This is a genomic window from Leeia oryzae DSM 17879, from assembly GCF_000376945.1.
Lineage (GTDB): Bacteria > Pseudomonadota > Gammaproteobacteria > Burkholderiales > Leeiaceae > Leeia > Leeia oryzae.
The window spans coordinates 55,709-81,461 of sequence record NZ_AQXU01000013.1 but is presented as its reverse complement, the minus strand read 5'-3'; the positions used below and the strand labels follow the sequence as shown (position 1 = coordinate 81,461).

The following is a 25,753-nucleotide window of genomic DNA, read 5'->3' as shown; positions in this document are numbered from 1 at the left end:
ACTTATTGTTCTGCCACCCAGTGGCCGGACTTCCCGCCAATTTTCTCCAGCAGCCGGATATTCTCCATCACCATGCCTTTATCCATGGCTTTACACATGTCATAAATAGTCAGCAACGCTACCTGGACACCGGTCAGCGCTTCCATCTCGACGCCAGTTCTGCCGACAGTCTCGGCCGTCACGGTAGTAACCACCAGGGATTGTGCCTCCAGAATCTCGAAAGCCACCGTCACTTTGGTCAATGGCAACGGGTGGCAAAGCGGTATCAGGTCAGATGTCCGTTTGGTCGCCTGAATGGCCGCAATCCGTGCAATACCCAGCACATCGCCTTTGGCCATCTCCCCCGCCACAATCCGCTGCAAGGTTTCTGGTTGCATGCGAATCTGGCCAGTCGCCACTGCTACCCGGTGAGTTTCCTTCTTGGCAGATACATCCACCATCCAGGCTTGGCCTTCTGCGTCAAAATGCGTCAACTCTGTCACAGCACTATCCTTGAATTCTTATTACTGAAAGACCAAACATCATTCAAGTTCTTCCAGCGTATTAAAATTTGCAAACCGGTCAGCCTGATCAAAATGGCAAAGCTGATGTGGTACCGATTGCTGCCACCCCATCAACGAACGCTTGCCAGCATGTAATCGTTCTGCAAGCACCGGCAAACTATCCCTGTGGGCAAGGCAAACTGCCGCTTGCCAGTCTGGAGAGTCAGGGTTGCCAGTCACCGCAACGGCAACCCCATGGGGGATTCTGGACGCCCACAAACACGACAACAGATCATCCGGCAGGCAGGGAGAGTCACAAGGCACAATCAGAAACCAGTCTGCATCAGACATCTGGCTGGCTGCCATAATACCGGCCAGCGGCCCCGGGAAATCCGGCAAGCCATCTTTGACAACACCGCTCACATCAAGCTTTTGGTAGGTTTCCAGATGGCGATTGGCAGAAATCCAGACAGATCTCACTGCCACCTGCTGTTGGCGGCGCAGGCTAGCCAGCACATGCTCGACAAGCGGCAAGCCTCGCCAGAGCACCAGCCCCTTGTCTACCCCGCCCATTCTGGTTGCTTGGCCGCCCGCCAGAATAATCGCATCCAGTGTCTCCATACCTGACGGATTATTCTGCATGGATCATCAAAACCAACGTGCCAGCGCGGCCTCGTCGGTCTCCTTGGCCTCTACCCAATAAGGCTGGCCTTCCAGGGGAAACTCTTTTTTCCAGAAAGGCGCGCGGGTTTTCAGATAATCCATCACGAATTCACACGCCGAAAACGCATCTCCACGATGCCTGCTCACCACCTGGACCAGCACGATGCGGGCTTTCGGCCCCAAACGACCAATCCGGTGAATGATGTTCACTGCCTTAAGCGACCAGCGCTGGCTGGCTTCTTGCGCAATCATTTCCAGCGCAGACTCCGTCATGCCCGGATAATGCTCCAGCAACATGGTTTCCAATGGTGCTCCACTGGAAAACTCCCTGACATACCCCGTAAAACTGACTACAGCACCTGCCTCTGCAGTCAACTCCAGCAGTGCTTGCTGCTCTTCCTGCAAATCAAAATCTGCTTCAGACACACGGATCCGGATCAGGGTTTGCTCTGTCATGCATGCACTCCCGAAATGATGAGATTTCTAGCCACCAGTGACAGGCGGGAAAATGGCAATTTCACCCTGGTCTGGCAAAGGCGTGTCTGCCGTCGCCAATACCTGATTCACTGCGACACGAAACACCTTGTCGCTACCCAATTCGTTTTCCCATTCGCCGCCACGGCTGGCCAGATACGTCACCAAGTCACCAACAGTAGCGTACTGCGCAGGCAATACCACCGTTTCCTTTTCACGTCCAAATGACTCTCTCAGGCGGGCAAAATACAGTAAATTCAAGGTTCTCATATCATTTCACTCTTCAAACCAGGTTGCATCCGGTAGCCGGCTGAACACTTGCCGCAACCCTTTCCCCCAACCTTGACGAATATTTCTGAAATACGGGTCTTCCCCGTCGATCCGGTGCGGGTTTGCCTTGGCAAACGAATCACGCCGGTACAGCAACATATCAATCGGCAATCCTACCGACAGATTACTCTTGATGGTTGAATCAAAAGAAATCAGCGCACACTTGGCTGCCTCCGCCAACGGTGTTTCACGGCGTATGACCCGATCAATGATGGGCTTGCCATATTTGGACTCGCCAATCTGAAAATACATGGTATCCGTGGTGGCTTCAATAAAATTCCCTTGCGGGTAAATATTGAACAACCGCGGGGCTTCCCCTTTAATCTGGCCACCTACAATAAACGAACAGCCATAATCAATCCCCGAGCTGGATTGCACGCCAGACGAATCTCTCGACACCACCTCACGGATGGTCTCCCCCACCAGCTCAGCCACCTCATACAAGGTCTTGGCATTCAGCAGATTCTTGCCCTCTTGCTGTGTACGCATTCGCAGCAAGCTCACCACACTCTGCGTGGTCGCCAGATTGCCCGAATTCAGCAAGACAATCAGGCGCTCATTAGGCACTTCAAAGATGTGCATTTTTGCAAAGGTGGCAATATGGTCTACCCCCGCATTGGTACGGGAGTCAGAGGCCATCAACAGCCCTTCGTCCAAAAGCATAGCAAGACAATACGTCATAATCGGAACAGTGCAAATACGCCAAAAGAACGAGTGTAACCCCAGACTTACGTTTTGTGGAGAGTCTTGCCCATGAAACTGGCACTCACATGGCTTGGTGGTCATTAAAAAACATCAGGCCGCAGCAAGCGCTGCGGCCTGATATCAGACAAACCGGACTCAGTTGGCGCGAATCATCAGAATCGGTGTAGTGGCCATGCGCATGACCCCTTCCGCGACGCTACCTAACAGCAAATGGTCAAACCCGCGCTTGCCATGTGTACCCATCACCACAATATCGGCGTTCCATGCCTTTGCATCATCCGTAATGACCCGGGCGATACGCTCGCCATATGTCTGATGCAATTGGGAATCGACATTGATACCGGCATCTTTCACCCTTGCCTCTGCCTCGGCAAGTACCTTTTGCCCGGCATTGATCAGGTTCTGCTGCAGCTCAGACGTATCGATAAACTCAGCCCCACCCCAGAAAAACTGAGCAAGATCAACCACATGCACCAAACGGATGATGGCATGCTGATCCTGGGCAAAGCGAATGGCTTCTGTCAGTGCAACACCGGAGGTCTGGCTTTCATCAACCGGCACAAAAATACGTTGGTACATGATGACTCCTTTCAAAAGCATTTCAAACGCAATGTCTATATATCTGTTATAGCAACATTAAGCTCACATCACCATGTAAACATTGATGCAGGTCATACAGGCTACAACCAGACAAGAACTTATACAGTCACATCCAGTGTAGTACATGGTGTTAAAATTACTCGCATCACTAACCCGCAGCTGACAACATGGCAAAAATCAATCTGGCACCACTGACCACCATACACTACACCACAACAATCCCTGTCAGCGTCAGTCATCTGAATTACGGCAATCACCTTGGGCATGATGCATTGGTTTCCATTTTGCACGAAGCACGTGTCCGCTTTTTGGCCAGCTTAGGGTATAGTGAGCTGAAAATCGAAGATGCGGGCCTGATTCTGCGCGACCTGACCGTTCAATACAAGGCGGAAGCCTTTTATGGTGATGAATTGCAAATCAGCATTGAGGTAGCACAACTCTCGTCATGCGGATTTGAACTACATTATCAGGTAGATAAAGCCGGTACGACGCAAATCGTCGCCAGGGCACAAACAACCATGGTTTGCTTTGATTATGCGACCCATAAAATCATGAAATTGCCTGGCAGTTTTGCCCGGCAGTTTGCTAACCAAACACCACAATAGTCACTACAACGCGGCTCATTCTTATCAATACAGGAAATTCATTCATGAAACACTATCTAGAGAACAGCCCGGAAGCCATGGCACGCATCATCGCGATGATGATCGTGACCGATGCCGAAGTACAACCGGGCGAGATTGACCTACTGGAAGACCTTAATATCTATGACGTGATCGGGATTAGCCGAGAACAGTTCACCCAGGTATTTCATGACTATCTGTCCGATATTTCCGACGAGCAGGAAGAAGACGGCACCGTACATCTTGTCTCCGTCAAACGTCTGGACGAAATTCTGGACGACGTCACAGATCCGAAAAAACGTCTGATCACAGCCGCTATTCTGATTGACGTGACCAAGGCTGACCACAATCTGAAAGAAGTCGAAATTGCCGTGTTCCAGCACATTCTGGCACGCTGGCACATTTCTCTGGAAGACATCGAAGCCACGCTCAAAACCCTGTAAATCAGGATATCTGGTGGTAAGAAACCATTTGAATATTTAAAACAAAACGCAGCGTGCGGGTCTCTCATGCATGAGTCCCACGCTGTCGCTGACCGACCTGATCATCTTCCGATATGGAGACGCCCAGGTCTAACAAAGGCGTTCAAACCTCCAACAGCCAACCGGCAGGCAGAGATTTGACCTGATACGGATAAGTCCTCTGATCACACACCAGTGTGCGCACCGGTAGCGCACCAATCAGACTATTGGTTAGCCAGATATGGCTTGCGGCATGAATGTCTGTCATAGAGACCTTGGAAACCAGAATTTCCACACCCTGCGCGCGGGCGTTCTGCATAATCAAGTCTCGCGTAATGCCTGCCACTCCGCAGCGCTGCAAATCCGGCGTGAGCCAACGGCCATCACGCATTTCCAGCAATACGTTGGTCTGAATGCCTTCGATCACCCATCCATGCTCATCCAGCATCAAGGCATCAAAAAACCCGGTACCTGCCATTGCGGTTCTGGCCAGCACGTTTTCCAAACGGTTCAGGTGCTTGATACCTGCCAATTGCGGCTGTGAGCCCATGACCACATTGCTAACCCCCACCAAGCAGCCATCCGCGTACAACGCCGCATCCGGCGGAATCAAGGGGGAAAGTTGGACTACTCGTGTCGGCGTGCACTCAGCGGGCACGGCATAGCCTCTTGGCCCAATGCCACGCGTCAAGGTCAGTTTCACCACGCAATCTTGCAACTCGGCTTCTGATTGCATCAGTTGGCGGATATCCCCCTCCCATACAGACACATCAGGGCAAGGAATGCCAAGACGAGCTGCATCTGAAGCCAGCTTGTCATAATGCCGTGACCAGCTGGCTAACCGGCCCTGCACAGCCTTGAGCGTCCGGAAAACACCATCACCATACATGAAACCGCGATCAGCAACGGATATCTGGTCTGTAGAGACGCCATTCACGAGCGTACGCATGTCGTTTAACCCGTTACAGAAGATTCATCACGCAATGCCCTCATCAACCCTTTGACCTTGGCACGCGTTTCGTTCAGCTCGCGCTCCGGGTCCGAATCAATGACAATGCCGCCACCTGCCCGAAACACCAGCTCCTCGCCCGGCAATGCAGGGTTATACATAAAGCTGCGGATCAGAATATTCATGTCCATGGACCCATCCAGATTCACATACCCCATACTGCCGGTATAAGCATAGCGGGGATGCGTCTCCAGCTCGCGAATGATCTGCATAGTCCGTACTTTAGGGCATCCCGTGATGGTCCCGCCAGGGAACATCGCCTTGATGGCATCGCCGGGCAACACCTCATCGCGCAAATAGCCATTCACGTTCGATTCGATGTGATGCACAAACGCATAAGTCGCCACCGCCATCAACTCGTCAACCTTCACGGTACCAGGTTTGCAGACCCGACCAAGGTCATTGCGTTCCAGATCTACCAGCATAATGTGCTCTGCCCGCTCCTTGCGGCTGGCAAGCAACTGCTGTTTCAATCGCTCATCCTCGGCCAGGTCCAGAGACCTCGGATGCGTACCTGCAATCGGCCTTGTCTCTGCTTTGCGCTCCGTCCCTTCAAGGCCCACCTTGATCAGGCGCTCCGGGGAAGCTGAAATGATCCACGCAGGCGCCTGATCCGGCTGAGGGATACGCACCAAACCAGAGAACGGGGCCGGATTCACTTCACGTAATCTGGCGTACAAGGTATGCGGTGAAAAGTCCTGATTCAGTCTGGCCGTCCATCTGCGCGAAAGATTTACCTGAAAAACATCTCCTTCAGTGATATAGGACTTCACTTTCAGAATATTACGCAGATAAATGTCAGGGGCTTCTTCTGTAATTTCTTCGACACCTTGCACCGTCGCAGACACCGGCGTGACAGACTCTGCCAGCAAGCCCATTATGCGCTCGGCCAGTACCTCGAAGTCTGGCTCAGCGACTAGCCAGGACGCCCCTGTCTGTCGGTTAACCAGAATGGCAGCAGGCACCCTGAACAATGCATGCGGTGGGAAATCGCTACTCTCGGCAAAACGCGGCACGACGGGCTCAATATCGTGCAGTAGCTCGTAACCACAATATACAAACCAGCCCCCCTTAAACGGCAACTCGGGAACACCGGCTGGCCATTGAGGCACAACTCCACCCCGCTGTTGCCACTGACTATTGAGTGTTTCAAGTACATGCTGACCGCCGACCACCGGAATCGTCTCGGTACTGGCAAATAGCATGTCCCAGCCTTCTACTTTGCTGGATTGAAGCAATGCAGGGAACAACGCTGGATATGCAGCCATTAAAGCCTGCAGATTAGGGGCAACGTCCAGTGGAATTACACGGCTAATATTCATTTCAGGCAATCACCCACGCATCAGGAGAGCAGTACTGGAGAGACAGAAAAAATTCAGGAACCGGCGAATGACAGACATCATAACTATTTCGGGGTGGACAAAGCCACCCCGAAAACGGACTACATGCGATCAAACCCGACAGAAAAGCGGGTTGAAATACAGGCCAATTACACGCGCTTGAATACCAGCGTACCGTTCGTACCGCCAAAACCAAACGAGTTGGAGATTGCAACATCAATCTTCATTTCGCGAGGCGTATTCGGGATGTAATCCAGGTCACACTGCGGATCAATATCATGCAAATTGATCGTTGCAGGAGCAACCTGATGATGGATTGCCAAAGTAGAGAACACCGCTTCTACGCCACCCGCAGCACCCAGCAAATGGCCAGTTGCAGATTTGGTTGAGCTTACGGCCAATGACTTGGCATGCTCGCCAAATGCACGCTTGATGGCAATGGTTTCAGCCACGTCACCCAATGGGGTAGATGTGCCATGCGCATTCACATAGTCTACCTTGTCCATGGTCAAGCCAGCATTCTTCATGGCATTAACCATGCTACGTGCCGCACCTTCACCATCTTCACACGGGGCAGTCATATGATGTGCATCCGCACTCATGCCAAAGCCAGCTAACTCGCCATAAATCTTGGCGCCACGCTTAACGGCATGCTCATATTCTTCCAGCACCAGAACGCCCGCACCTTCACCCAGTACAAAGCCGTCACGGCCAGTATCCCACGGACGGGATGCTGTGGCCGGATCATCATTGCGGGTAGACAGTGCACGTGCAGAAGCAAAGCCGCCAATCGCCAGCGGGGATACCGTTGCTTCCGCTCCGCCAGCCACCATTACGTCTACATCGCCATACTCAATCAGGCGTGCTGCATCACCAATACAGTGGGTCGCTGTCGTACAAGCAGACACGATACCGTAGTTCGGTCCTTTGAAACCGAAGATGATCGACAGATGACCTGCGATCATATTGATGATGGCACCCGGAATGAAGAATGGAGAAATCTTGCGAGGGCCACCCTCTTGCAAGACTTTGTAGGTATCTTCAATCAGTGGCAGACCACCGATACCAGAACCGATATTGACACCAATACGTTCCGGGTTGATACCGGCCGCATCGATTCCGGCGTCTTTGACTGCCTGAATGCCTGCTGCCAGACCATAATGGATAAAGGTATCCATACGTCGCGCATCCTTTGCAGGAATATACTGCGTGACGTCAAAATCATTTACTTCACCTGCGATTTGCGCGGCGAAATTTGTCGGGTCAAACTTGGTGATGCGCGTAATGCCGCTTTTACCAGCCAGCAGGTTATTCCAACCTTCTGCGACGGTATTGCCCACCGGGGAAATCAGCCCCAAACCTGTAATCACTACTCTACGCTTAGACAACGCTCTCTCCGTGCTTGATACAAGCGAAACCGGCAACGGCTACGCTGTAGTTACAGCAGTCAAGATAATCAATATGAATCGGGCGCTTTTTAAGGCGCCCGTTCATCAATCTACTTACTTGCTCAGGTGGCCATTGACGTAGTCAATAGCTTGCTGAACGTTGGTGATCTTTTCTGCTTCGTCATCCGGGATTTCGCACTCGAACTCTTCTTCCAGTGCCATCACCAGTTCAACGGTGTCCAGGGAATCTGCGCCCAGATCGTCTACGAATGAAGATTCGTTTTTAACTTCTGCTTCGTTAACGCCAAGTTGTTCGGCAACGATCTTTTTAACACGCGCTTCGATGTTTTCCATTTGACTAAACCATTCCTTTCGACAGGATTCATTAAAAGCGCTGGCATTGTAGCAAATTTAAGGGAAAACCCAAACTCCCTGCCAGCAATAAAAAACCATTTAAAAACAAAGAACTATAAAAAACACTACAAAAACCGACAAAATATTTTGTTCAAAATATGCGGGAATACCACAATTTTTGCCCAAAACCAAGCCTTAGCCCATGTACATGCCGCCATTCACATGCAGCGTCTGGCCGGTAATATAGGCACCACCCTGCCCTGCAAGGAAGCCGACAACAGATGCAATTTCTTCTGGCTGCCCCAGGCGGCCGAGTGCAATCTGCCCGGTCAAGGCTTCTTTTTGAGCCTCTGGCAATACTTTGGTCATGTCCGTATCAATGAATCCCGGGGCCACACAGTTAACGGTGATGTTACGGCTACCCACTTCGCGGGCTAGCGACTTGCTAAACCCCATCAGACCGGCCTTGGCTGCGGAATAGTTGGTTTGCCCGGGGTTACCCGTAGCACCCACTACAGAAGCGATATTGATGATACGGCCCCAGCGAGCCTTCATCATGCTTCTCATGACTCCGCGAGACAACTGGAACACCGGTTTCAGATTGGTATTCATGATGTCATCCCACTCGTCGTCCTTCATCCGCATCAGCAGGTTGTCGCGTGTAATGCCAGCATTATTCACCAAAACAGCAATACTACCAAACGATGCTTCGATATCGGAGATTATCTGATCCAGCTGTGCTGGATCAGTGACATTCAGCGTCTTGCCTGCGCCTTTGATGCCAGCTTCAGCCAAATATGCCGAGATGGCTGCAGCACCGGTATCAGACGTTGCTGTTCCGATGACAATCGCTCCCTGACGGCCAAGCTCAAGCGCAATGGCCTTGCCAATACCACGTGACGCACCCGTCACCAAAGCAACTTTATTTTCTAACATGATTCCAGATATCCCGAAGATTAAGCCAATTCAGCAAACTGCGCAGGGTCGGTAAATGCCACATGCCTGGCTTCCGCTGCAATACGCTTGTTCAAGCCCAGCAAGATTTTGCCAGGACCGCATTCCACAATGACGGTCGCCCCGTTTTCCGCAAGCTTCTGCACGGTTTCAACCCAGCGCACCGGACGATACAGTTGTTCCACCAGCGCGGTTGAAATATCTGCAGGCGCATCATGTGTCGCAACATCCACATTATGCAGAACAGGCATTTTTGGTGCATTGATTGCCAAGCCTGACAGTGCTGCCCCCAGCTTTTCTGCTGCGGGTTTCATCAGTTCACAATGTGAGGGCACAGATACAGGCAGCAGCAAGGCACGTTTGGCACCTTTGGCCTTGGCCAGCTCACAGGCACGCTCAACAGCAGCCTTATGCCCTGCAATCACGGTTTGGCCAGCCGAGTTATAGTTAACCGGCGCCACCACCTCGCCTTGTGCTGCTTCATCACAGGCAGCCTGCAATACCGCATCATCAAGCCCCAGAATGGCGGCCATGGCACCCACACCTTCAGGCACAGCTGACTGCATGGCTTCTGCACGAAGTTTCACCAAACGTAATGCATCGGCAAAGCTCAGCACTTCTGCAGCCACCAGTGCAGCATATTCACCAAGGCTATGGCCAGCGACCATCGCAGGTACGGCACCACCTTGCGCTAGCCATGCGCGGTAAACAGCGACATCGGCCGTCAGCATGACAGGTTGGGTATTAACAGTAGCGTTCAAGGATTCTTGAGGCCCTTCAGACACCAGTTGCCAGACATCCATGCCCAGCACGGAAGACGCCTCTGCAAATGTGTCTTTTACAACGGCAATATCGGCAAATGCGTTCATCATCCCCACAGACTGTGAGCCTTGCCCAGGGAATACAAAAGCGACTGACATTACTTTTCTCCTGTTTTTTCTTGTTTTTCAGGTGTCACCGGGCACTCACCCAGGTAGACACCACTAAATTCAGACTTCAACTCGCCAGGGGGCCACAAGCCTTCACTGTGCATTGTGCCAGTGCCATGGTAGTGAGTGTCATTTTCCAGCCAGACATCTACCTTGCCCACCAAAACCGCCTTGTCATCACAGCGTACTTGCCAGGAAAGATGATCACCAGTTCGCAGATAATGGCTGGTTTGACATTGTTGCTTTTGGTCGCCCAGCAATCGGTTCAGATCACTGCTCAAATCTTTGGTTAAAGCCATATCAAAACAGCGATCTTTGGTTTTTTCCCGCTTCCCCATCAAGAAATGGGTGGAGATATTTTTCAGATGCCAGTTACCTGCTTTCAGTACCACAGGGGAACCCGCTAGTGCGCAATCAAAGGCACTTGCAAGCAGCAATAACAACACCAGAAAACCCAAAGATCGTCGCATGATTTACCACCTTAACAAGATTGCTCCCCAAGCAAAACCACCGCCAATGCCTTCCAGCATGACAAGGTCACCGCGCTTTAATTTTCCTTCACGTGCAGCCTCGTCAATCGCCAGCGGCACAGAAGCTGCCGAGGTATTGCCTTGGCGCTCTACCGTCATCACGACGCGCTCCATAGGCATACCCAGCTTCTTGGCAGTCGCCTCGATAATGCGTGCATTTGCCTGGTGTGGAATCAGCCAGTCAAGTTCTGTCTTATCGATACCCTGTTGAGCCAAAGCCTCTTCACCCACTTCACCCAGCGAACGAACGGCAAACTTGAATACGCCCTGGCCATCCATATGAATGAATGGTGTTCCTTCAACAGCGCCATGGCGAACCTGTCCCGGGACATTCAACAGAGGCAAATAGTTACCATCTGCCTTGAGGACGCTGGACAAGATGCCGGTCTCCTCTGAGGCCTCAAGTACAACGGCACCCGCGCCATCTCCAAACAGGACGCAAGTGGTACGGTCTTTCCAGTCGACAATACGTGACAGGGTTTCGGCACCGACAACCAGTGCGCGCTTGGCAGAGCCAGTCTTGATGAATTTTTCAGCTGTTGCCAAGGCATACACGAACCCGCTGCAAACCGCCTGCATATCAAAGGCAGGGCATGCGCCCGCCCCCAGTTTTTGTTGCAAGATGCATGCAGTACTCGGGAAAACCATATCCGGCGTGGTAGTTGCCACAATGATCAGGTCAAGGTCTTTGGCATCAATGCCAGCGCTTTCCAGTGCACGCTGGCTGGCCACCAGCGCCAGATCACTCGTCAGTTGACCATCCGCTGCGATATGACGCTGACGAATCCCTGTACGGGTAAAAATCCATTCATCAGAAGTCTCAACCACAGACTCCAGATCTTTGTTGGTTACACACTTCTCAGGGAGATAACCTCCCGTACCAATGATTCTAGCAAACATCTATATCGCCTCTTGAACCGTATCACTCGAAGAATCGACACGCATCTGAAACTCGGACATCTTTTCAGCGGTACGAGGAATAACCTTATTTTCCACTTCACGAAGGGCTTGTTCCAGTGCATACCGGAAAGCCAGTTCGTCAGCAGAACCATGACTCTTTACCACCGTTCCGCGCAGGCCAAGCAGGCTCGCCCCATTGTAACGACGGTGATCAACCCGTTTTTTGAAGTCAGAGAGTACCGGATAAGCCACCAATGCTGCAAATTTTGTCAGCCAGTTTTTACCGAATGCTGCACGCAAGAAGGTGTTCACCATGGTGGCCAAACCTTCCGAAGTTTTTAACGCAACATTCCCTGTAAAACCGTCACAGACAACAACATCGGTTGTACCCTTGTAGATATCGTTACCTTCAACATAACCGTAATAATTCAGGCCGCTACTTTTCAGCAACGCAGCAGCCTCTTTGATGACAGGTGTACCCTTGATATCTTCGGTGCCCACGTTAAGCAAACCGACAGATGGTGTTTCGATATTTAACAAGGCTGACGCCAGCATGGACCCCATGACACCAAACTGCAACAGATGCAATGCTTCTGAATCGATGTTTGCCCCAAGGTCCAGCACAACGCTATGGCCTTTTACATTTGGCATGACTTTGGCAATCGCAGGGCGTTCAATTCCGGGTAACATTTTCAGTACAAAACGCCCGGTCGCCATCAGGGCGCCGGTATTGCCGGCTGAAACACAAGCCTGTGCAGTCCCTTCTTTTACCTGATTGATCGCAATCCGCATGGATGATTGCTTTTTGTTCTTGAGCGCAGATTGTGGTGACTCGTCCATCCCGACCACTTCTGTTGCTGACAAGATAGACAAGCGTTCGGCAAAAAGGTGCCCGCGACCTGCCAGTGCAGATTCGATCACGTCGGTCATGCCAACCAGAATAATATGAACGGAGGGATGTAGCTCAAGAAATTTGAGCACAGCCGGAACGGTGACACGACAACCGTGATCGCCGCCCATGGCGTCTACGGCAATTGTGATTTTCATCGACTGGATTTTAATTTCTTTAGGTAGGGAGAGAAGCTGCTATGACCTTCAGACATGAATTTGCTGTCAGTCATAGCAGTTTGATATTGCACCGCAAAAGCGGCAGGCAAATTATTCGCCTTTGGTCTTCAGTACTTTACGACCACGATAGTAGCCATTTGGGCTGATGTGGTGACGCAGATGCACTTCACCAGACACTGGCTCAACAGCCAATGGAGGTGTAGTTAGAAAATCGTGAGCGCGGTGCATACCACGTTTTGATGGGGATTTTTTGTTCTGTTGAACGGCCATGATGACTCCTTGACTAAACCTGTAAAATTATCTGTTTTTCAGTTCGGCCAACACCGCAAACGGGTTGGGTTTTTTATTGGCTTCTGCCGCCGCTTTTGCAGCTGACGAATCCACACACATTTCATGTCTGGGCGATGCAGGCAATACCAGCAGAAGTTCGTCTTCTACCAGCTCAAGCACCGAAAATTCTGCATCCTCAAGGATGGCATCTTCTTCGTCACTGTCATACTCGTCGATAAGTGATTCTTTATCTACCACCACGAGGCGGCTTTCAGAAACGATATCGCTTGTCATGACATTCATGCATCGCTGACAGACCAGTTCAACTGTGGTTGAAACCGCCAGATCCAAGACTGGCAACCCTAAACTGTTGCGCCCCCCCGTTAATCGGAAATGCACATCCCCAGTAGGCCGTACCACCTCTGCGCTTAAACGGGCAAAAGAAGATTGCGGCAAAACCGCATCAATCTGCTCTTTACCTTCGGCGAAACGCAAATTATGGATAATGAACTGTTCTGACATAAACGCAGCATGATATTATTACTGACAACTTTTGTCAAAGCATCTCTGACAAAACCTCACTGTAGCCAGCATGAAATGTGGAAAATGGCGTGATTTACCGCTATTTTATACCAGACTTGGCTTGAAGCCCTAATCAATCATCTTAAAAGATATCATCCAGCCACACGATCATGACAGAATCAAACCAGCCACAACTCGTTCTTGCTTCAACGTCCCCTTACCGTAAAGAGCTTCTGCAAAGACTGGGGCTTCCTTTCGAGGTAGCAGGGCCACATATTGATGAAACTCCCCTCCCAGGCGAAGGGCCTGCAGAAACAGCCGATCGTCTGGCAGTGCAAAAAGCGCGTGCAGTTGCCGCAAAGTTTCCTGGCGCACTGATTATCGGATCCGATCAAGTCGCCTTGCTGGGTGACGAGCAACTGGGCAAACCAGGCACTCATGACAGGGCGGTGCTGCAACTGCAGAAAATGCGTGGAAAAACGCTTACCTTCCACACTGCCTTGGCCCTGCTCGATACACGCACGGACAGCTGCCAGCAGATTGTCGTGCCATATCACATCAAGATGCGCGATTATTCGGATGAACTGATTGAAGCCTATTTGCGTGCGGAGCAGCCGTATAACTGCGCCGGCAGTGCAAAAACAGAGGGCATGGGTGTTATCCTGATGGAATGGATGCGGGGTGACGACCCTAGCGCCATTATTGGCCTGCCACTAATGGCTTTAACCGACATGCTGATCAAAGTTGGCATGCCCCCTCTTGGAGTTGCATAACAACATGGCAGGTATTTTATATTTGATTCCGGCACCTCTGGATGAAAATCTGGCCCAGATTGAGCACATTCCTGAAGCCACATTGCAAATTGCCAGAACGCTGACGCATTTTGTGGTTGAGCATGCAAAAACAGCCCGGGCTTACCTGAAAAAAGTAGAGACGGCACTGCCATTGCAGCAGCTCTCATTACAGACTCTGAACAAACATACGCAGGATAATGAGCTGGCAGCCTTGTTGCAGCCGCTGCTTGATGGTACGAATGTTGGTTTGCTTTCCGAAGCCGGGTGCCCGGCGGTTGCCGACCCAGGCGCACAGCTGGTGGCGCTGGCACACAGGCACAACATCAAGGTTGTACCCTTGGTGGGCCCTTCCTCCATTTTGCTGGCGGTCATGGGTTCTGGCTTGAATGGGCAGCGATTTTCTTTTCAAGGCTATTTGCCTGCCAATAACGACGATCGCACCAAAACCCTGAAGCAGCTGGAAATCTACTCCAGGCAAAATAAAGAAACCATTCTGTTTATTGAAACACCCTACCGCAATCAGGCCATGCTGGATAGCTTGCTAAGTAGCCTCAACCCGGCCACCAGACTATGCATTGCAGTGGACCTGACGTGTCCGGAAGAACAAATCCGCACACTGACCGTCGGGGAATGGAAAAAACAGTCTGCACCGGCATTTCATAAACGCCCTGCCCTGTTCCTGTTTCTGGCAAACTGAACGCAATACGGCATGTGGAGATACCTTCCTGGTACTTCCACATGCCGTCAGGCAATGATCTGACTATTCTGACTAGGCATCCTGATTTCGCATGAAATCCGCCGTTCTGAAGAAGGCCTGTTCCAGCTGAAGGCGCAACGCATCTTCCATCGGCACTTCGTTCATAGCTGTAAGCATGCAATACATCCACTGGTCCCGACCTTGGCTGTCAATCGGGAAAGGCATGTGTCTTGCCCTTAACATGGGATGTCCATACTTTTCGATGTACAGATCCGGCCCACCCATCCAGCCAGACAAGAACATGTATAACTTTTCTGCAGACACGGTCAAATCTTCCGGATGCATGGCACGGACTTCTGCCGCTTTCGGGTCTTGATCCATGATCTGATAAAAACGGTCGACCAATTGTTTCAGTACGGCATCCCCGCCCAGCATCTGGTATGGGGTAAGTTGATTTACTTCTGACATGATGAGTAACTGCTTTCGCTTGTCTTTTAATGCTATCTGATGTCTGTCACACGGCCCCAGTCACTCGGCACACATAAGCAGACACAATCCAATACATATTGTACTGGATTGTTTTGGCAGAGAGTAACCAGCCCAGCCTGACATTGACGCAATTCGTAAAATCCAATTACCCATCTGGCCATGCCGCCCAAACTAAGACAGTATTGGCACGGGAGATTTGCTGATGGCTACCAGTATCATGTAGACAAACACCGAGATGGCCAGCACAAAGCATATCAACCGCACTTCCAGCGTTTTACCGCGTTTCAATGCCATGGTGCCCAGCCCGATATAGATGATTAACGCTAGTATTTTAGCCACAATCCAGGAAGGCAAGCTGTGATACCAGCCACCAGAAAATAACAAGGTCAGCGCGGCAAGCAGCAGTAATGAATCAATGATATGGGGTAGTACCTTAACCCACTTTTTTTGAAGGTTCTCAGATTGCTGCATCATCCAGCGCCCCCGAACCAAAAAGAAAATGCCAGACAATGCGACCGCCAGCATGTGTATATGCTTGACCGTTTGATAGAACACCATGTAATTTGCCTTTTCTAATTTATATAGAATCGCCATGTCTTGATGGCCAGATACGGTGTTGTTTCTTCATCATGCAATAATGTCATGCCATTATAGTGACATAAAACATGAATCCGCCGGATGAAGAATCTCCGGTATTTATGCCATAGACAATTTTCCAGCGAAATTTATATGAAAAATGCTGGTTTGTTAATCTATAGTGATATAGTAGCCTCCTGATATCGCACAGATACCAATGACATTATTCAGGGGTGTTATTTGAAGGTAACATCTCCATGAACGGTTAGTATTGGTTAACTTATCCAAAATGAGCGCACCCGAATTAGAATATATTGATGTATCTCGCCTGAGAGTCGGGATGTTTATCGAGCTTGAGTTAGACTGGATGTCTCACCCATTCTCTTTAAACCGTTTCAAGATTCGTTCTCAGACGCAAATAGACACCATTCGTTCACTTGGTCTGCAACAAGTGCGCTATGACCCTGCGCGCAGCGATACACTCCCGCTATCAGAAGAGAAGGTTGAGCCTGTCGCTGTCGATACACCAGAAATGATTCAGGCACGCGAGCTGGCTGCCGAAGAAATCGCCCAGAAAAAGCTGGCCCACAAAAAAGAACATGAACAACAAGCCAGCCTGCAAGAATGCGAGAAACATTACAACGACGCTTGCCGGCAGCTCAGGGTCCTGACCAAAGAAGTATTTTCTCAACCGCAACAGGCAAAACAAAAAGTCGATGCACTGGCCAGCAGCCTCATTCAGGAGCTGATGGATGATAATGTGGCCATCCGCTTGCTGGCAGATCGCTCAGGAGACGAGTTCACGCTTCACAGTGTGAATGTCACGGTATTATCCCTGTTGCTTGGCAAAAATGCGGGACTGGAAGAAGCGGCCTTGCACGCATTGACAGTCGGCTCTCTACTGCACGACATTGGCAAACTCAGTTTGCCGGACCGGTTACGTTTTCAGAATACCCAGCTAAGCTCAGCAGAAAAGTCCTTGCTCAAAGAACACGTTGCCAAAGGGGTGGAAATCGGCAGAGAGATGGAATTGCCTCCGCATGTGTTGCTGGCCATTGGCCAGCACCATGAACTCGCCGACGGCAATGGCTATCCGAGCGGTATCAACGTCCACCGGATGACAGTAGCGGCCAGAATCATTTCGCTGATTAATCGCTATGATAACCTGTGCAACAATGCCAATCCGCTGGACATGCTGACGCCTCACGAAGCACTCCGGACCATCTTTGCCCAGACTCGTCATGAGTTTGACGAAACCTTGCTGGCATCATTTGTCAAAATGATGGGCATTTACCCTCCTGGCTCAGTTGTGAAACTGACAGATGACAGATTCGGGATTGTCACCTCGGTCAATCCGAACAAGCCTTTAAAGCCGACTATTCTGGCTTACGAGCCCAAAGTGGCTCGTGAGCATGCTCCCGTCATCAATCTGGAACATGTCAACGATCTCGGGATCAAGCAATCAATCAAACCCGTTCAATTGCCCAAGGCTGTTTTTGACTACCTGGCCCCCAGAAAACAGTTAAGCTACTTCTTTGAACACACCAACCGCTCTCTTGTCATGGGAGAGCACGGTTGAGTCCAATTCTCAGCCCCGCCTGCATCAATAGCATCTTTGATGCGGCATTTTTTGTGGACGCAGAGACCTTGCAGGTGCATGAAGCCAATGAAATGGCTTGCGCCTTGACTGGCATGCGGAAAGAGCAATTGCTGGGCAGCAGTGTGCAGCAATGGTTTCCTTCACCGGAGGATGCGCTATTCTGGTCCGGTATGGATGGAGAACATGCCGGGGACGTGCTACTCGACTCCGAAACTCTGCTGCAAAATATCGTTGGCCACCAGATTCTGATCCGGAGACGCATCACACGGCTTGACGATGTGCAATTGCTGGTTGTATTTAAAGACATTAGCGACCATACCGCGCAACAGCGAAAACTGACGCGTGAAGTGGCAGAATTAAAATCCACACTCGAAGCCTGTTCGGATGCGGTGGTGGTTGTAGATGTTACCGGGCGGATCAGGAATTATAACCGGGCCTTTGATGCACTATGGCTCCAGCATCATGCACTCCTTGGCAAGGATATTTTAAACCAGCCTGTTGATCTGGTTATGGGCCCACAGTTGGCCGAACCGGCTGACTTCATGCTGGTGAACTACCTGAATCTTGGCGCCAGTCAGCTACCACAACAGGTTATTATCAAGACACAGCAAGGTCTGTACCTTGAGCAAACCATTACGCCGCAATTTGTCCAGCATCAGCTGATCGGCTATGTGGTGTATTTCCGGGATATCAGCAGACTGATTGCCGGTGAACAAGACAGAACACTGGCCGCCTCCGTATTCGAATGCAATCTGGATGCGATTATCGTTCTGGATCAGGCCTTGAATATCTTGCACATCAACCCCAAGGCTGAGCAACTGCAAAGCAGGCTGAATGAATATGGCGCCAGCTCCCTGCCTGATCTGTTAAAGCTGGCAGATACAGAAACCCGGCAGAACATTCTTGATGGGCTTGAGATCAGTGGTGAGTGGCGTGGCGAAGTCTTGTTTAATGTAAATACTGACATCCAGCATCCGTTTGATGTTTACATGACACGACTTAAGCATCACTCCAATACATCTGCTGCCGTAGTTGCTTTTATCAAAGACAATAGTGAATCAAAAGCTGCAAAAGACCGCCTGGAAGAACTAACCCAGCACGATAGCTTGACGGGGCTTCCTAACCGGACGCTCTTCCAGGATATTCTGTCGTCCCTGATCGCCTCTCCCTACCCTGGCAACAGCTTTGCCGTTGTTTGCCTTGATCTTGACCACTTCAAACACATCAATGATTCTCTGGGGCATGCCTTTGGTGACAAGGTTCTGCGGGAGGTATCCAAACGTCTGGTTGCCTGTCTGAGGCCTGTGGATATTGCCGCACGCCAGGGAGGGGACGAATTCATTCTGCTGCTGAAAGACGTCGATGAGGTCGCTGCTGAACGCGTCGTCAAACGGATTATTGATTACCTGACGATTCCGTATGATATTGATCAGCAGGCTTTTAGCCTGACGGCAAGTCTGGGGATTGCGCTATTCCCGGAAAACGGGTTGACGGCAGACGACCTGATCAAGAATGCGGATAGTGCCATGTACCATGTGAAGGGACGTGGTCGCTCTGGAGCGCGTTTTTACCAGCAGCAAATGAATACCGGACTTTTGTCCCGGATGAAGCTCGACCATGCGATGCGAGCAGCACTCAAGCAAAATCTCTTTTATCTGGATTACCAGCCTCAGATCAACACGGATTGTCACACACTGGGTAGCGTAGAAGCATTAATACGCTGGAAAGACCCAATGACAGGCATTGTCCCGCCCGGAAAGTTTATTCCGCTTGCAGAAGAGACTGGCTTTATCATGCAGATTGGCAGTTGGGTACTGGATGAGGCTTGCCGGCAAGCCGCCGTGTGGCATAAAGCCAATATGAATATTGTGGTTGCCGTCAATGTATCGGCGCTTCAGTTTCAGCAACCCAATTTCGTCGATGAAGTGGCAGAAGCCCTGTTACGCCATCAGCTTCCGGCCCATTTGCTGGAACTGGAATTAACAGAAACCTCGCTGGTGCGTGAGGTAGAAGATACCATCCGCCGGTTGAAGGCATTGGCAGAGTTGGGCATCAAACTGGCGATTGATGATTTTGGTACCGGTTACTCCAATCTTGCCTATCTGAAACAGTTTCCGATTCACTCACTGAAAATCGACCGCTCCTTCATCAAGGGTATCCCTGGCAATCATGTGGATGAGGGTCTGATTCACGCCATGATCAATATGGCGACGGCCTTGAAGTTAAAAGTACTGGCAGAAGGTGTAGAAACCCGGGCGCAACGAGATTTTCTGGTCTCTACGGGTTGCAATAACTTTCAGGGCTATCTTTTTGCACGCCCTACATCGCCAGATGAGATTTCGCGTCTCTACCATCATTTCTCTGAGACCAAAGACAAAAAAGTCACCGACTGATCATCGGCAGATCGGGAAATTCTCCTTGGAGGCCTGTGTGCCTTCAGTTACACTCCTACGTAATTTTACTTAGTCCATCACTGTCCAAGGCCATGACCTCCCCCATCAAACCCATGAACGAGCATCCTTTAAGACGGTCTCTGAATGATGAAGCGCATGCAAGACCCTTCTTTATTGCCCCCCTCTATTCGCAAGTAACCTCGCTGGTCATGACCAGTGAGGGGGTAGAGCAACACAGGGAGGCGCTATCGACTCTCAGCCGCATGCTGGGCACTGCCCCTCCCCAGGACAATGCATCGCATCACACCATTTCAAGCACTCCGCTCACTGTTCGCTGGGATGTGCATACGGAGTTTGTACGATATACGTTCATCCGGTGCTGGGACAAGACAGATACCATTTTTTCTGAAAGTCCGCTCACCTTGCTGCCAGAAAACTGGTTAAGCAACCTGCCGGGACAAGTATTGGCAGCCATCCATACCGCGGTATTGCCCAAACCGGCGACCCGGCTGGATCTTGGAGAATTGGCCAATGCGTACTTTGCCGGCAATGATCTGATCGGTTCCGAACTCGGTGATGGCAAAGGCGTCGGGCTGACCGATTTGCGTTTGCATGCAGATCCGTACCTGCCCTCTGGCGCCTCACGCATACTGCTACTGGACGGATTGATGGGGCAGCGTCAAAGCGGTCGCATGTTGCAGCGTTTGCTGGAAATTGAAACTTACCGGCTGCTGGCTCTGCTTTCTTTACCAGTAGCCAAACAGCTACTGCCGCAACTAGCACAAATGGAAACCCAGCTCAGCAAGCTGACCACGGCAATCCGGACCGAGTCTGAAGAAGACAAGAACCTGCTCAACAGCATGACACAGCTGGCTGGTGCACTCGAAAACAGCATTGCCACCAGCAGCTACCGTTTTGGGGCCACCCGGGCTTACTATGCATTGATCGAACGCAGGATTGAAGAGTTGCGAGAGTCTCGCCTTCAAGGCCTTCAACCGTTCAGAGAGTTTGTGGAGCGACGCCTGGCCCCCGCAATACATACGTCAAATGCGGTGAGTCTGCGGCAAGAACAGTTATCCTTGCGCTTGCAGCGAACGACTGCCCTGCTGAGAACCCGGGTCGACATTGCCAGTGAAACCCAGCGCCATGGGCTGCTGGAATCCATGAACCGGCGTGCTGCACTTCAACTACGCTTGCAAGAAACGGTAGAAGGGCTTTCTGTTGCCGTGCTGACTTATTACATTGTTGGCCTGGTAGGCTATGCCAGCAAGGGACTACATGCGGCCGGACTGGCGGTGGACTATGAACTGGTCACAGGCATCAGCATCCCTGTGGTTGCCGGTCTGGTGGCGTTTGGCATGCACCGTTTCAAAAAGAAACTTTCGTCGCACCAATAATCAGGACTGACTACGACAATGCAGCCAGATTTTATCATCTGGCCACTTTGTCGTTTTCTATTGCGGCATGGCTGCCATCATGGTTTTCCGCTGTTGCCACAGTCCTTCCATCGTATAGAGGGCCAATGCGCACCAGATGGCGATAAAACCGAGCAAACGCGCATGATCAAACGGCTCGTGATACAGCCAGATCCCCATGAAAAACTGAATGGTGGGCGTCATGTACTGCAACAACCCCATGGTGCTTAATGGCAAGCGTCTTGCGCCTGCGGCAAAGAGCAATAGCGGGCCAGTTGTAACGATGCCGGCACCGACCAGCATCAGGTTCTGCCACCAGACCACATGACCGAAATGGCCGATACCTGCAGTATCACGCCAGATGAGCCATAGCAAAGCCGGCCCTGCCAGCAATAAGGTTTCTAGCGAAAGCCCTTCCAGCGAGTTAAGGCTGGCAGTTTTGCGGATCAGCCCATACAGGCCAAAAGACAGCGCTAACAGCAATGCAATCCAGGGTAGATGCCCAAGGTGGATGGTCAGCCACACCACACCGGCTGCAGCGATCATGATGGCCAGTTTTTGCCCCGACCTTAAATGCTCTTTTAATACCAGAGCGCCCAACATGACATTGACCAGCGGATTCATGAAGTAGCCAAGGCTACACTCCAGAATCATGTCGTTGTTGACTGCCCAGATATACCCGCCCCAGTTGGTCGCCAGCAAAATGGACGAGCACAGAAAGGTCAGTACGGTTTTACGGTTGCTTAAAGAGGCCTGCAAGACTGACCATTCTTTGCGGTACGTCAGCAGGATGGCAATGACCACCAAAGACCAAACCATGCGATGGGCCAGAATCTCAAAAGCGGGAATAGCGGAGAGCGGTTTCCAGTACAATGGAAACAATCCCCAGATAAAGTAGGCCATAAAGCCGTATCCCAAACCTTTTTTAGACAACACAACGTACCTCGACAATTGACTGAGTGGTTTGCAGACAAGCAAGGTCAGGGTAAACATGACCCCGTTTACAGTATCTGCAGACATCAGACTACGTTGGATACAATAAACTGTCACGGTACAGTTGCATAAAACAGAGCTATACAGTTGAAAAGCTGTACTGGTGAATCTTTGGCTCTTCAACTAGAATTCATACTGTTTTGTCATGAAAGATGCATCCATGCATGTCTCGGCACTCTATACCTACCCGCTCAAATCCGGCGCACCATTTCCGCTTTCGGAAGCATATTCTGACCACATGGGCTTACCGCTCGACAGGCACTGGATGATTGCCACACCAGAAGGCCGTTTCATTACCGGGCGTGAATACCCGCAACTGGTAACAATCCGGCTGACGTTCATAGACAAGCATATCCAGCTCCAGGCCCCTGACATGCCAATACTGTCCCTTACGCTGGACGAGCTGAGCCAACCAGCGGATGCAACCGTCTGGGGGCAAACATTCGGGGCAAATACCGGCAGTCAAAAGGCGAATGACTGGACCTCGCAGTTTCTGGGCATCGATTGCATTCTGTATTACATTGGCAGTGCAACACAGCGATTCCGGGAAGAACGGATACCCCTTTCCTTTGCGGATGGTTATCCTTTATTACTGGCGGGCGAAAGTTCGCTGACCGACCTGAACAACCGGTTGGAAAAGCCGGTCAGCATGCTGCAGTTCAGGCCCAATATTGTCATTGCCGGTGCGCCCGCTTTTGAAGAAGATTTCTGGGCCAGCATACGCATTGGTGAAGTTGAACTGACCATTCGCAAACCTTGCGAACGCTGCGTGTTTACAACGGTTGATCCTCAAAGTGGTATCAAATCGGCAGATAATGAACCTTTGGTGACGTTATCCAGTTATCGGAACCTGCCTGACTGGGGGATTTGCTTTGGCCAGAATCTGGAAGTGACGAAACCGGGGCTGATCAAGGTGGGAGATGAAGTCGACATTCTGGATTGGCAGTTCTAAGCCCAAGTGTCAGGCACAACACCTTGTGAGGTCAGCGGGTTACAACCATAAAAAATGCCAGCAAAAATGCTGGCATTTTTTATGTCAAATATAAATGAAGCAAGCGCTAAAACAACGCTTCTTTATGAACACCGTTACGTTTTAGCATTTTACGCAATGTTGTGGTTGCTTCGATCTGAATCTGGCGGACCCGCTCACGAGTCAGTCCGAGCTCAGAAGCCAACTCTTCCAGGGTATACACTTCACTGTCATTGAAACCGTAGCGTTTTTCAATCACGACACGCTGCCGTTCATTGAGTTTCATCAGCCAGGACTGGACCAGTGCCTGCATCTCGGTTGAGTGCAACAAGTCTTCCGGAGAATCCTGCTCATCGTCAGCAATGGATTCACCCACCGTCAACAGCGGGTCAATGTCCAGCGGAGCGTCCAGTGAAGTAACACGTTCATTCAAGGCCAGCATGGACTGCACATCATGCAACGACTTGCCCAGCAAATGGGCAATATCCTCAAATGACGGATCTCTGCCGGTGGTAGCTTCCAGATGGCGCTGAGCCCTCAGATACACGTTCAGCTCTTTGATGACATGAACGGGTAACCGAATGGTACGGGATTGATTCATGATGGCACGTTCAACACTCTGACGAACCCACCATGTTGCATATGTTGAAAAGCGGAAGCCGCGCTCTGGATCGAATTTCTCCAGTGCATGCATCAGCCCGATGTTGCCTTCTTCAATCAGATCCAGAAGATTCATGCCCCGATTGGCATAACGTTTGGCAATGTTAACGACCAGGCGCAAGTTGCGCTCGATCATTTCACAACGAGCACGATCATCCCCCTGAACGACACGGCGCGCCAAAGCGAGCTCTTCATGGGGTTTTAACAGGCTGTTCTGACCAATTTCATTGAGATACATCTGGGTAACATCGCTTAACGCTTCCAGATTGTATGCTTGACTTGCATGAACCGCGTCGCCGTCCTCTTGAGCTGCTGCTTCTTCCAGCTCATCTTCCAGAACGCTTTCATCAACTAGATAATCATCTTTAGACATGGTGCCCTCCTCCATGTGTATCGTCGTTGATACAGCCTTTTGCTGACCTTAAAGGTCAGTTCTTACTGCAAATATTGCGGCAGTTTTTTTGATTATAGGCGTCCGAATAAAATTAGCTAGAGGATTTTTAATTTTTTTTATCAGGTTTAATTTATATCAAACCAATTATATATAGGGCTCAAAATCATATCTGGCAAATTACTATCTGGCTGGCAGCAATTTAATGGGATCAACCGGTTTACCATAGCGCCGGATTTCAAAATGCAGCTTGACCTGATCGGATTCTGAATCTCCCATTTCAGCAATCTTCTGGCCCTTAGTCACCTGCTGCCCTTCCTTGACCAGTAACTTGTCGTTGTGGGCATACACGCTAAGGTATTCGTTTGCATGCTTCACAATGACAAATTTACCGTAGCCGCGCAAATTACTGCCCGCATACACGACTTTGCCGGTTTCACTGGCAAAAATTGGCAAACCTTTTTTGCCACTGATATCAATCCCCTTCGCCTGCGGGGTCTGGTTAAACTGGCTTAACACCTTGCCCTGAACGGGCCATTGCCATGCAAGGCCATCAACTGCGGCCTGGGCAGAAGAAGTACCGGTAGAAGCCGAGGCTGCCGTTTCTGGCGCATTGCCGCGAACGGCTGGCGCCGCAGGCTTTGTATCAGTTGCGTTGCTGGCAGGCTTGGCTTTGTCTGGCACCGGATTACCGGCAAGCAGTTGCGCCTGATTCTTTTCCGAATAGGGTAGCCGGACAGCTTTCGGCTCATCAAATACCATGGGGGTAGTCGTCACGGGTGCATCGACTAATGGCTTGGTAATCACGCCCCCTTCCGGCGCAACCAATGACAATACCTGGCCTACTTTAATCAGGTGAATATTGTCGATGGCATTCCAAGCAGCCAGATCTTTGTAATCAAAACCATACTCAAGTGCAATGCTGTAGAGCGTCTCCCCTTTTTTGACAGTATGCGTCTTGGGGCGAGGATCCCCTTTGTCTTGCGATTTCCGGTCTACCACAGGCGCAGCCGTGCCAGAAGCGGTTACTACCTTGTTATCCCCTCCATTCTTTTGCCGGGCCTCTACAGGGGCTGGGCCAGATGAGCTGGCACAACCTGCCAGCAGCAAAAGGGACAGAACACCGGTCAATAAACCTTTACACAGCGAAAATCGCAAGGTATTACTCCAAAA

30 protein-coding genes are annotated in these 25,753 nt (G+C 50.8%); 8 read left to right on the top strand and 22 right to left on the bottom strand.

The features are described from left to right. Positions 1-2 precede the first annotated feature (2 nt). The 6 genes from moaC to F552_RS0101960 form a co-directional block, all read right to left on the bottom strand. On the bottom strand, positions 3-482 hold the full coding sequence (gene moaC / locus F552_RS0101985) for a cyclic pyranopterin monophosphate synthase MoaC (RefSeq protein WP_018150037.1): 480 nt from the start codon (positions 480-482) through the stop codon (positions 3-5). A 39-nt stretch (positions 483-521) separates the two neighbouring features. Then, positions 522-1,124, bottom strand: coding sequence for a molybdenum cofactor guanylyltransferase MobA (gene mobA, locus F552_RS0101980; protein ID WP_083917400.1), 603 nt, complete (start codon positions 1,122-1,124; stop codon positions 522-524). A 6-nt stretch (positions 1,125-1,130) separates the two neighbouring features. Continuing rightward, on the bottom strand, positions 1,131-1,601 hold the full coding sequence (locus F552_RS0101975; protein WP_018150035.1) for a molybdenum cofactor biosynthesis protein MoaE: 471 nt from the start codon (positions 1,599-1,601) through the stop codon (positions 1,131-1,133). Between the two features lie 27 nt (positions 1,602-1,628). Then, positions 1,629-1,889 carry a molybdopterin converting factor subunit 1 gene (moaD, locus tag F552_RS0101970; RefSeq protein ID WP_018150034.1) on the bottom strand — a complete coding sequence of 87 codons (261 nt, stop codon included), beginning with the start codon at positions 1,887-1,889 and terminating at the stop codon, positions 1,629-1,631. Positions 1,890-1,895: 6 nt separating this feature from the next. Continuing rightward, positions 1,896-2,612 (bottom strand): proteasome-type protease, encoded by a 717-nt coding sequence (locus F552_RS0101965; protein ID WP_018150033.1) that lies wholly within the window; start codon positions 2,610-2,612, stop codon positions 1,896-1,898. Positions 2,613-2,789: 177 nt separating this feature from the next. After that, complete coding sequence (locus F552_RS0101960) at positions 2,790-3,233, bottom strand: universal stress protein (RefSeq protein WP_018150032.1); 444 nt, start codon at positions 3,231-3,233, stop codon at positions 2,790-2,792. A 188-nt stretch (positions 3,234-3,421) separates the two neighbouring features. Here F552_RS0101960 and F552_RS0101955 point away from each other — a divergent pair, with 188 nt between their 5' ends. Both F552_RS0101955 and F552_RS0101950 read left to right on the top strand, forming a co-directional pair. Then, complete coding sequence (locus tag F552_RS0101955; protein WP_018150031.1) at positions 3,422-3,859, top strand: acyl-CoA thioesterase; 438 nt, start codon at positions 3,422-3,424, stop codon at positions 3,857-3,859. A gap of 44 nt (positions 3,860-3,903) precedes the next feature. Next, on the top strand, positions 3,904-4,320 hold the full coding sequence (locus F552_RS0101950) for a hypothetical protein (RefSeq protein ID WP_018150030.1): 417 nt from the start codon (positions 3,904-3,906) through the stop codon (positions 4,318-4,320). A gap of 142 nt (positions 4,321-4,462) precedes the next feature. On the opposite strand, the gene pabC is transcribed toward F552_RS0101950, so the two are convergent. From pabC to F552_RS0101895, 11 genes are all read right to left on the bottom strand, one after another. Then, positions 4,463-5,287 (bottom strand): aminodeoxychorismate lyase, encoded by an 825-nt coding sequence (pabC, locus tag F552_RS0101945; RefSeq protein ID WP_018150029.1) that lies wholly within the window; start codon positions 5,285-5,287, stop codon positions 4,463-4,465. A gap of 5 nt (positions 5,288-5,292) precedes the next feature. After that, on the bottom strand, positions 5,293-6,669 hold the full coding sequence (locus F552_RS0101940; RefSeq protein ID WP_026182308.1) for an aminodeoxychorismate synthase component I: 1,377 nt from the start codon (positions 6,667-6,669) through the stop codon (positions 5,293-5,295). Between the two features lie 167 nt (positions 6,670-6,836). Further along, complete coding sequence (gene fabF / locus F552_RS0101935; protein ID WP_026182307.1) at positions 6,837-8,075, bottom strand: beta-ketoacyl-ACP synthase II; 1,239 nt, start codon at positions 8,073-8,075, stop codon at positions 6,837-6,839. A 114-nt stretch (positions 8,076-8,189) separates the two neighbouring features. Next, positions 8,190-8,429, bottom strand: a complete 240-nt coding sequence (gene acpP / locus F552_RS0101930) for an acyl carrier protein (RefSeq protein ID WP_018150026.1) — start codon at positions 8,427-8,429, stop codon at positions 8,190-8,192. 195 nt (positions 8,430-8,624) lie between these two features. Beyond that, positions 8,625-9,365 carry a 3-oxoacyl-ACP reductase FabG gene (gene fabG, locus F552_RS0101925; RefSeq protein WP_018150025.1) on the bottom strand — a complete coding sequence of 247 codons (741 nt, stop codon included), beginning with the start codon at positions 9,363-9,365 and terminating at the stop codon, positions 8,625-8,627. 20 nt (positions 9,366-9,385) lie between these two features. Further along, positions 9,386-10,303 (bottom strand): ACP S-malonyltransferase, encoded by a 918-nt coding sequence (gene fabD / locus F552_RS0101920; RefSeq protein ID WP_018150024.1) that lies wholly within the window; start codon positions 10,301-10,303, stop codon positions 9,386-9,388. After that, on the bottom strand, positions 10,303-10,782 hold the full coding sequence (locus F552_RS0101915) for a DUF3617 domain-containing protein (RefSeq protein ID WP_018150023.1): 480 nt from the start codon (positions 10,780-10,782) through the stop codon (positions 10,303-10,305). The genes fabD and F552_RS0101915 overlap by 1 nt, the downstream gene beginning before the upstream one ends. A 3-nt stretch (positions 10,783-10,785) precedes the next feature. Beyond that, positions 10,786-11,742, bottom strand: coding sequence for a beta-ketoacyl-ACP synthase III (locus tag F552_RS0101910; protein WP_018150022.1), 957 nt, complete (start codon positions 11,740-11,742; stop codon positions 10,786-10,788). Further along, positions 11,743-12,789 carry a phosphate acyltransferase PlsX gene (plsX, locus tag F552_RS0101905; protein ID WP_018150021.1) on the bottom strand — a complete coding sequence of 349 codons (1,047 nt, stop codon included), beginning with the start codon at positions 12,787-12,789 and terminating at the stop codon, positions 11,743-11,745. It lies immediately after the preceding gene. Positions 12,790-12,900: 111 nt separating this feature from the next. Then, the gene (gene rpmF / locus F552_RS0101900) at positions 12,901-13,080 is read right to left on the bottom strand and encodes a 50S ribosomal protein L32 (RefSeq protein WP_026182306.1); all 180 of its coding nucleotides are present in this window, start codon (positions 13,078-13,080) and stop codon (positions 12,901-12,903) included. Positions 13,081-13,107: 27 nt separating this feature from the next. Then, complete coding sequence (locus F552_RS0101895) at positions 13,108-13,602, bottom strand: YceD family protein (protein WP_018150020.1); 495 nt, start codon at positions 13,600-13,602, stop codon at positions 13,108-13,110. Between the two features lie 170 nt (positions 13,603-13,772). On the opposite strand from F552_RS0101895, the gene F552_RS0101890 reads away from it, so the two are divergent. Then, entirely contained in the window at positions 13,773-14,375 is a 603-nt protein-coding gene (locus F552_RS0101890) for a Maf family nucleotide pyrophosphatase (RefSeq protein WP_018150019.1), read from the top strand. A gap of 4 nt (positions 14,376-14,379) precedes the next feature. After that, positions 14,380-15,093: an SAM-dependent methyltransferase gene (locus F552_RS0101885; protein WP_018150018.1), complete on the top strand. Its 714-nt coding sequence runs from the start codon at positions 14,380-14,382 to the stop codon at positions 15,091-15,093. Positions 15,094-15,165: 72 nt separating this feature from the next. On the opposite strand, the gene F552_RS0101880 is transcribed toward F552_RS0101885, so the two are convergent. Both F552_RS0101880 and F552_RS0101875 read right to left on the bottom strand, forming a co-directional pair. After that, positions 15,166-15,561 (bottom strand): group II truncated hemoglobin, encoded by a 396-nt coding sequence (locus F552_RS0101880; RefSeq protein ID WP_018150017.1) that lies wholly within the window; start codon positions 15,559-15,561, stop codon positions 15,166-15,168. 192 nt (positions 15,562-15,753) lie between these two features. Continuing rightward, positions 15,754-16,176 carry a SirB2 family protein gene (locus tag F552_RS0101875; protein ID WP_018150016.1) on the bottom strand — a complete coding sequence of 141 codons (423 nt, stop codon included), beginning with the start codon at positions 16,174-16,176 and terminating at the stop codon, positions 15,754-15,756. Between the two features lie 271 nt (positions 16,177-16,447). Between F552_RS0101875 and F552_RS0101870 the strand changes: the two genes are divergently transcribed. The 3 genes from F552_RS0101870 to F552_RS0101860 all read left to right on the top strand — a co-directional run bounded on the left by F552_RS0101870 (position 16,448) and on the right by F552_RS0101860 (position 21,548). Next, positions 16,448-17,737, top strand: coding sequence for an HD-GYP domain-containing protein (locus tag F552_RS0101870; protein ID WP_026182303.1), 1,290 nt, complete (start codon positions 16,448-16,450; stop codon positions 17,735-17,737). Next, positions 17,734-20,151, top strand: coding sequence for a sensor domain-containing protein (locus tag F552_RS18225; RefSeq protein WP_018150014.1), 2,418 nt, complete (start codon positions 17,734-17,736; stop codon positions 20,149-20,151). The genes F552_RS0101870 and F552_RS18225 overlap by 4 nt, the downstream gene beginning before the upstream one ends. Before the next feature lie 92 nt (positions 20,152-20,243). Further along, positions 20,244-21,548 (top strand): DUF3422 family protein, encoded by a 1,305-nt coding sequence (locus tag F552_RS0101860; RefSeq protein ID WP_026182302.1) that lies wholly within the window; start codon positions 20,244-20,246, stop codon positions 21,546-21,548. Between the two features lie 57 nt (positions 21,549-21,605). Here F552_RS0101860 and rarD read toward each other — a convergent pair whose 3' ends face one another. After that, positions 21,606-22,559, bottom strand: coding sequence for an EamA family transporter RarD (rarD, locus tag F552_RS0101855; protein WP_156802199.1), 954 nt, complete (start codon positions 22,557-22,559; stop codon positions 21,606-21,608). A 145-nt stretch (positions 22,560-22,704) separates the two neighbouring features. On the opposite strand from rarD, the gene F552_RS0101850 reads away from it, so the two are divergent. Then, on the top strand, positions 22,705-23,511 hold the full coding sequence (locus F552_RS0101850; protein WP_018150011.1) for an MOSC domain-containing protein: 807 nt from the start codon (positions 22,705-22,707) through the stop codon (positions 23,509-23,511). Positions 23,512-23,617: 106 nt separating this feature from the next. On the opposite strand, the gene rpoS is transcribed toward F552_RS0101850, so the two are convergent. Beyond that, positions 23,618-24,562, bottom strand: a complete 945-nt coding sequence (rpoS, locus tag F552_RS0101845) for an RNA polymerase sigma factor RpoS (RefSeq protein ID WP_026182300.1) — start codon at positions 24,560-24,562, stop codon at positions 23,618-23,620. Positions 24,563-24,763: 201 nt separating this feature from the next. Then, on the bottom strand, positions 24,764-25,738 hold the full coding sequence (locus F552_RS0101840; RefSeq protein ID WP_018150009.1) for a peptidoglycan DD-metalloendopeptidase family protein: 975 nt from the start codon (positions 25,736-25,738) through the stop codon (positions 24,764-24,766). Positions 25,739-25,753: the final 15 nt, after the last annotated feature.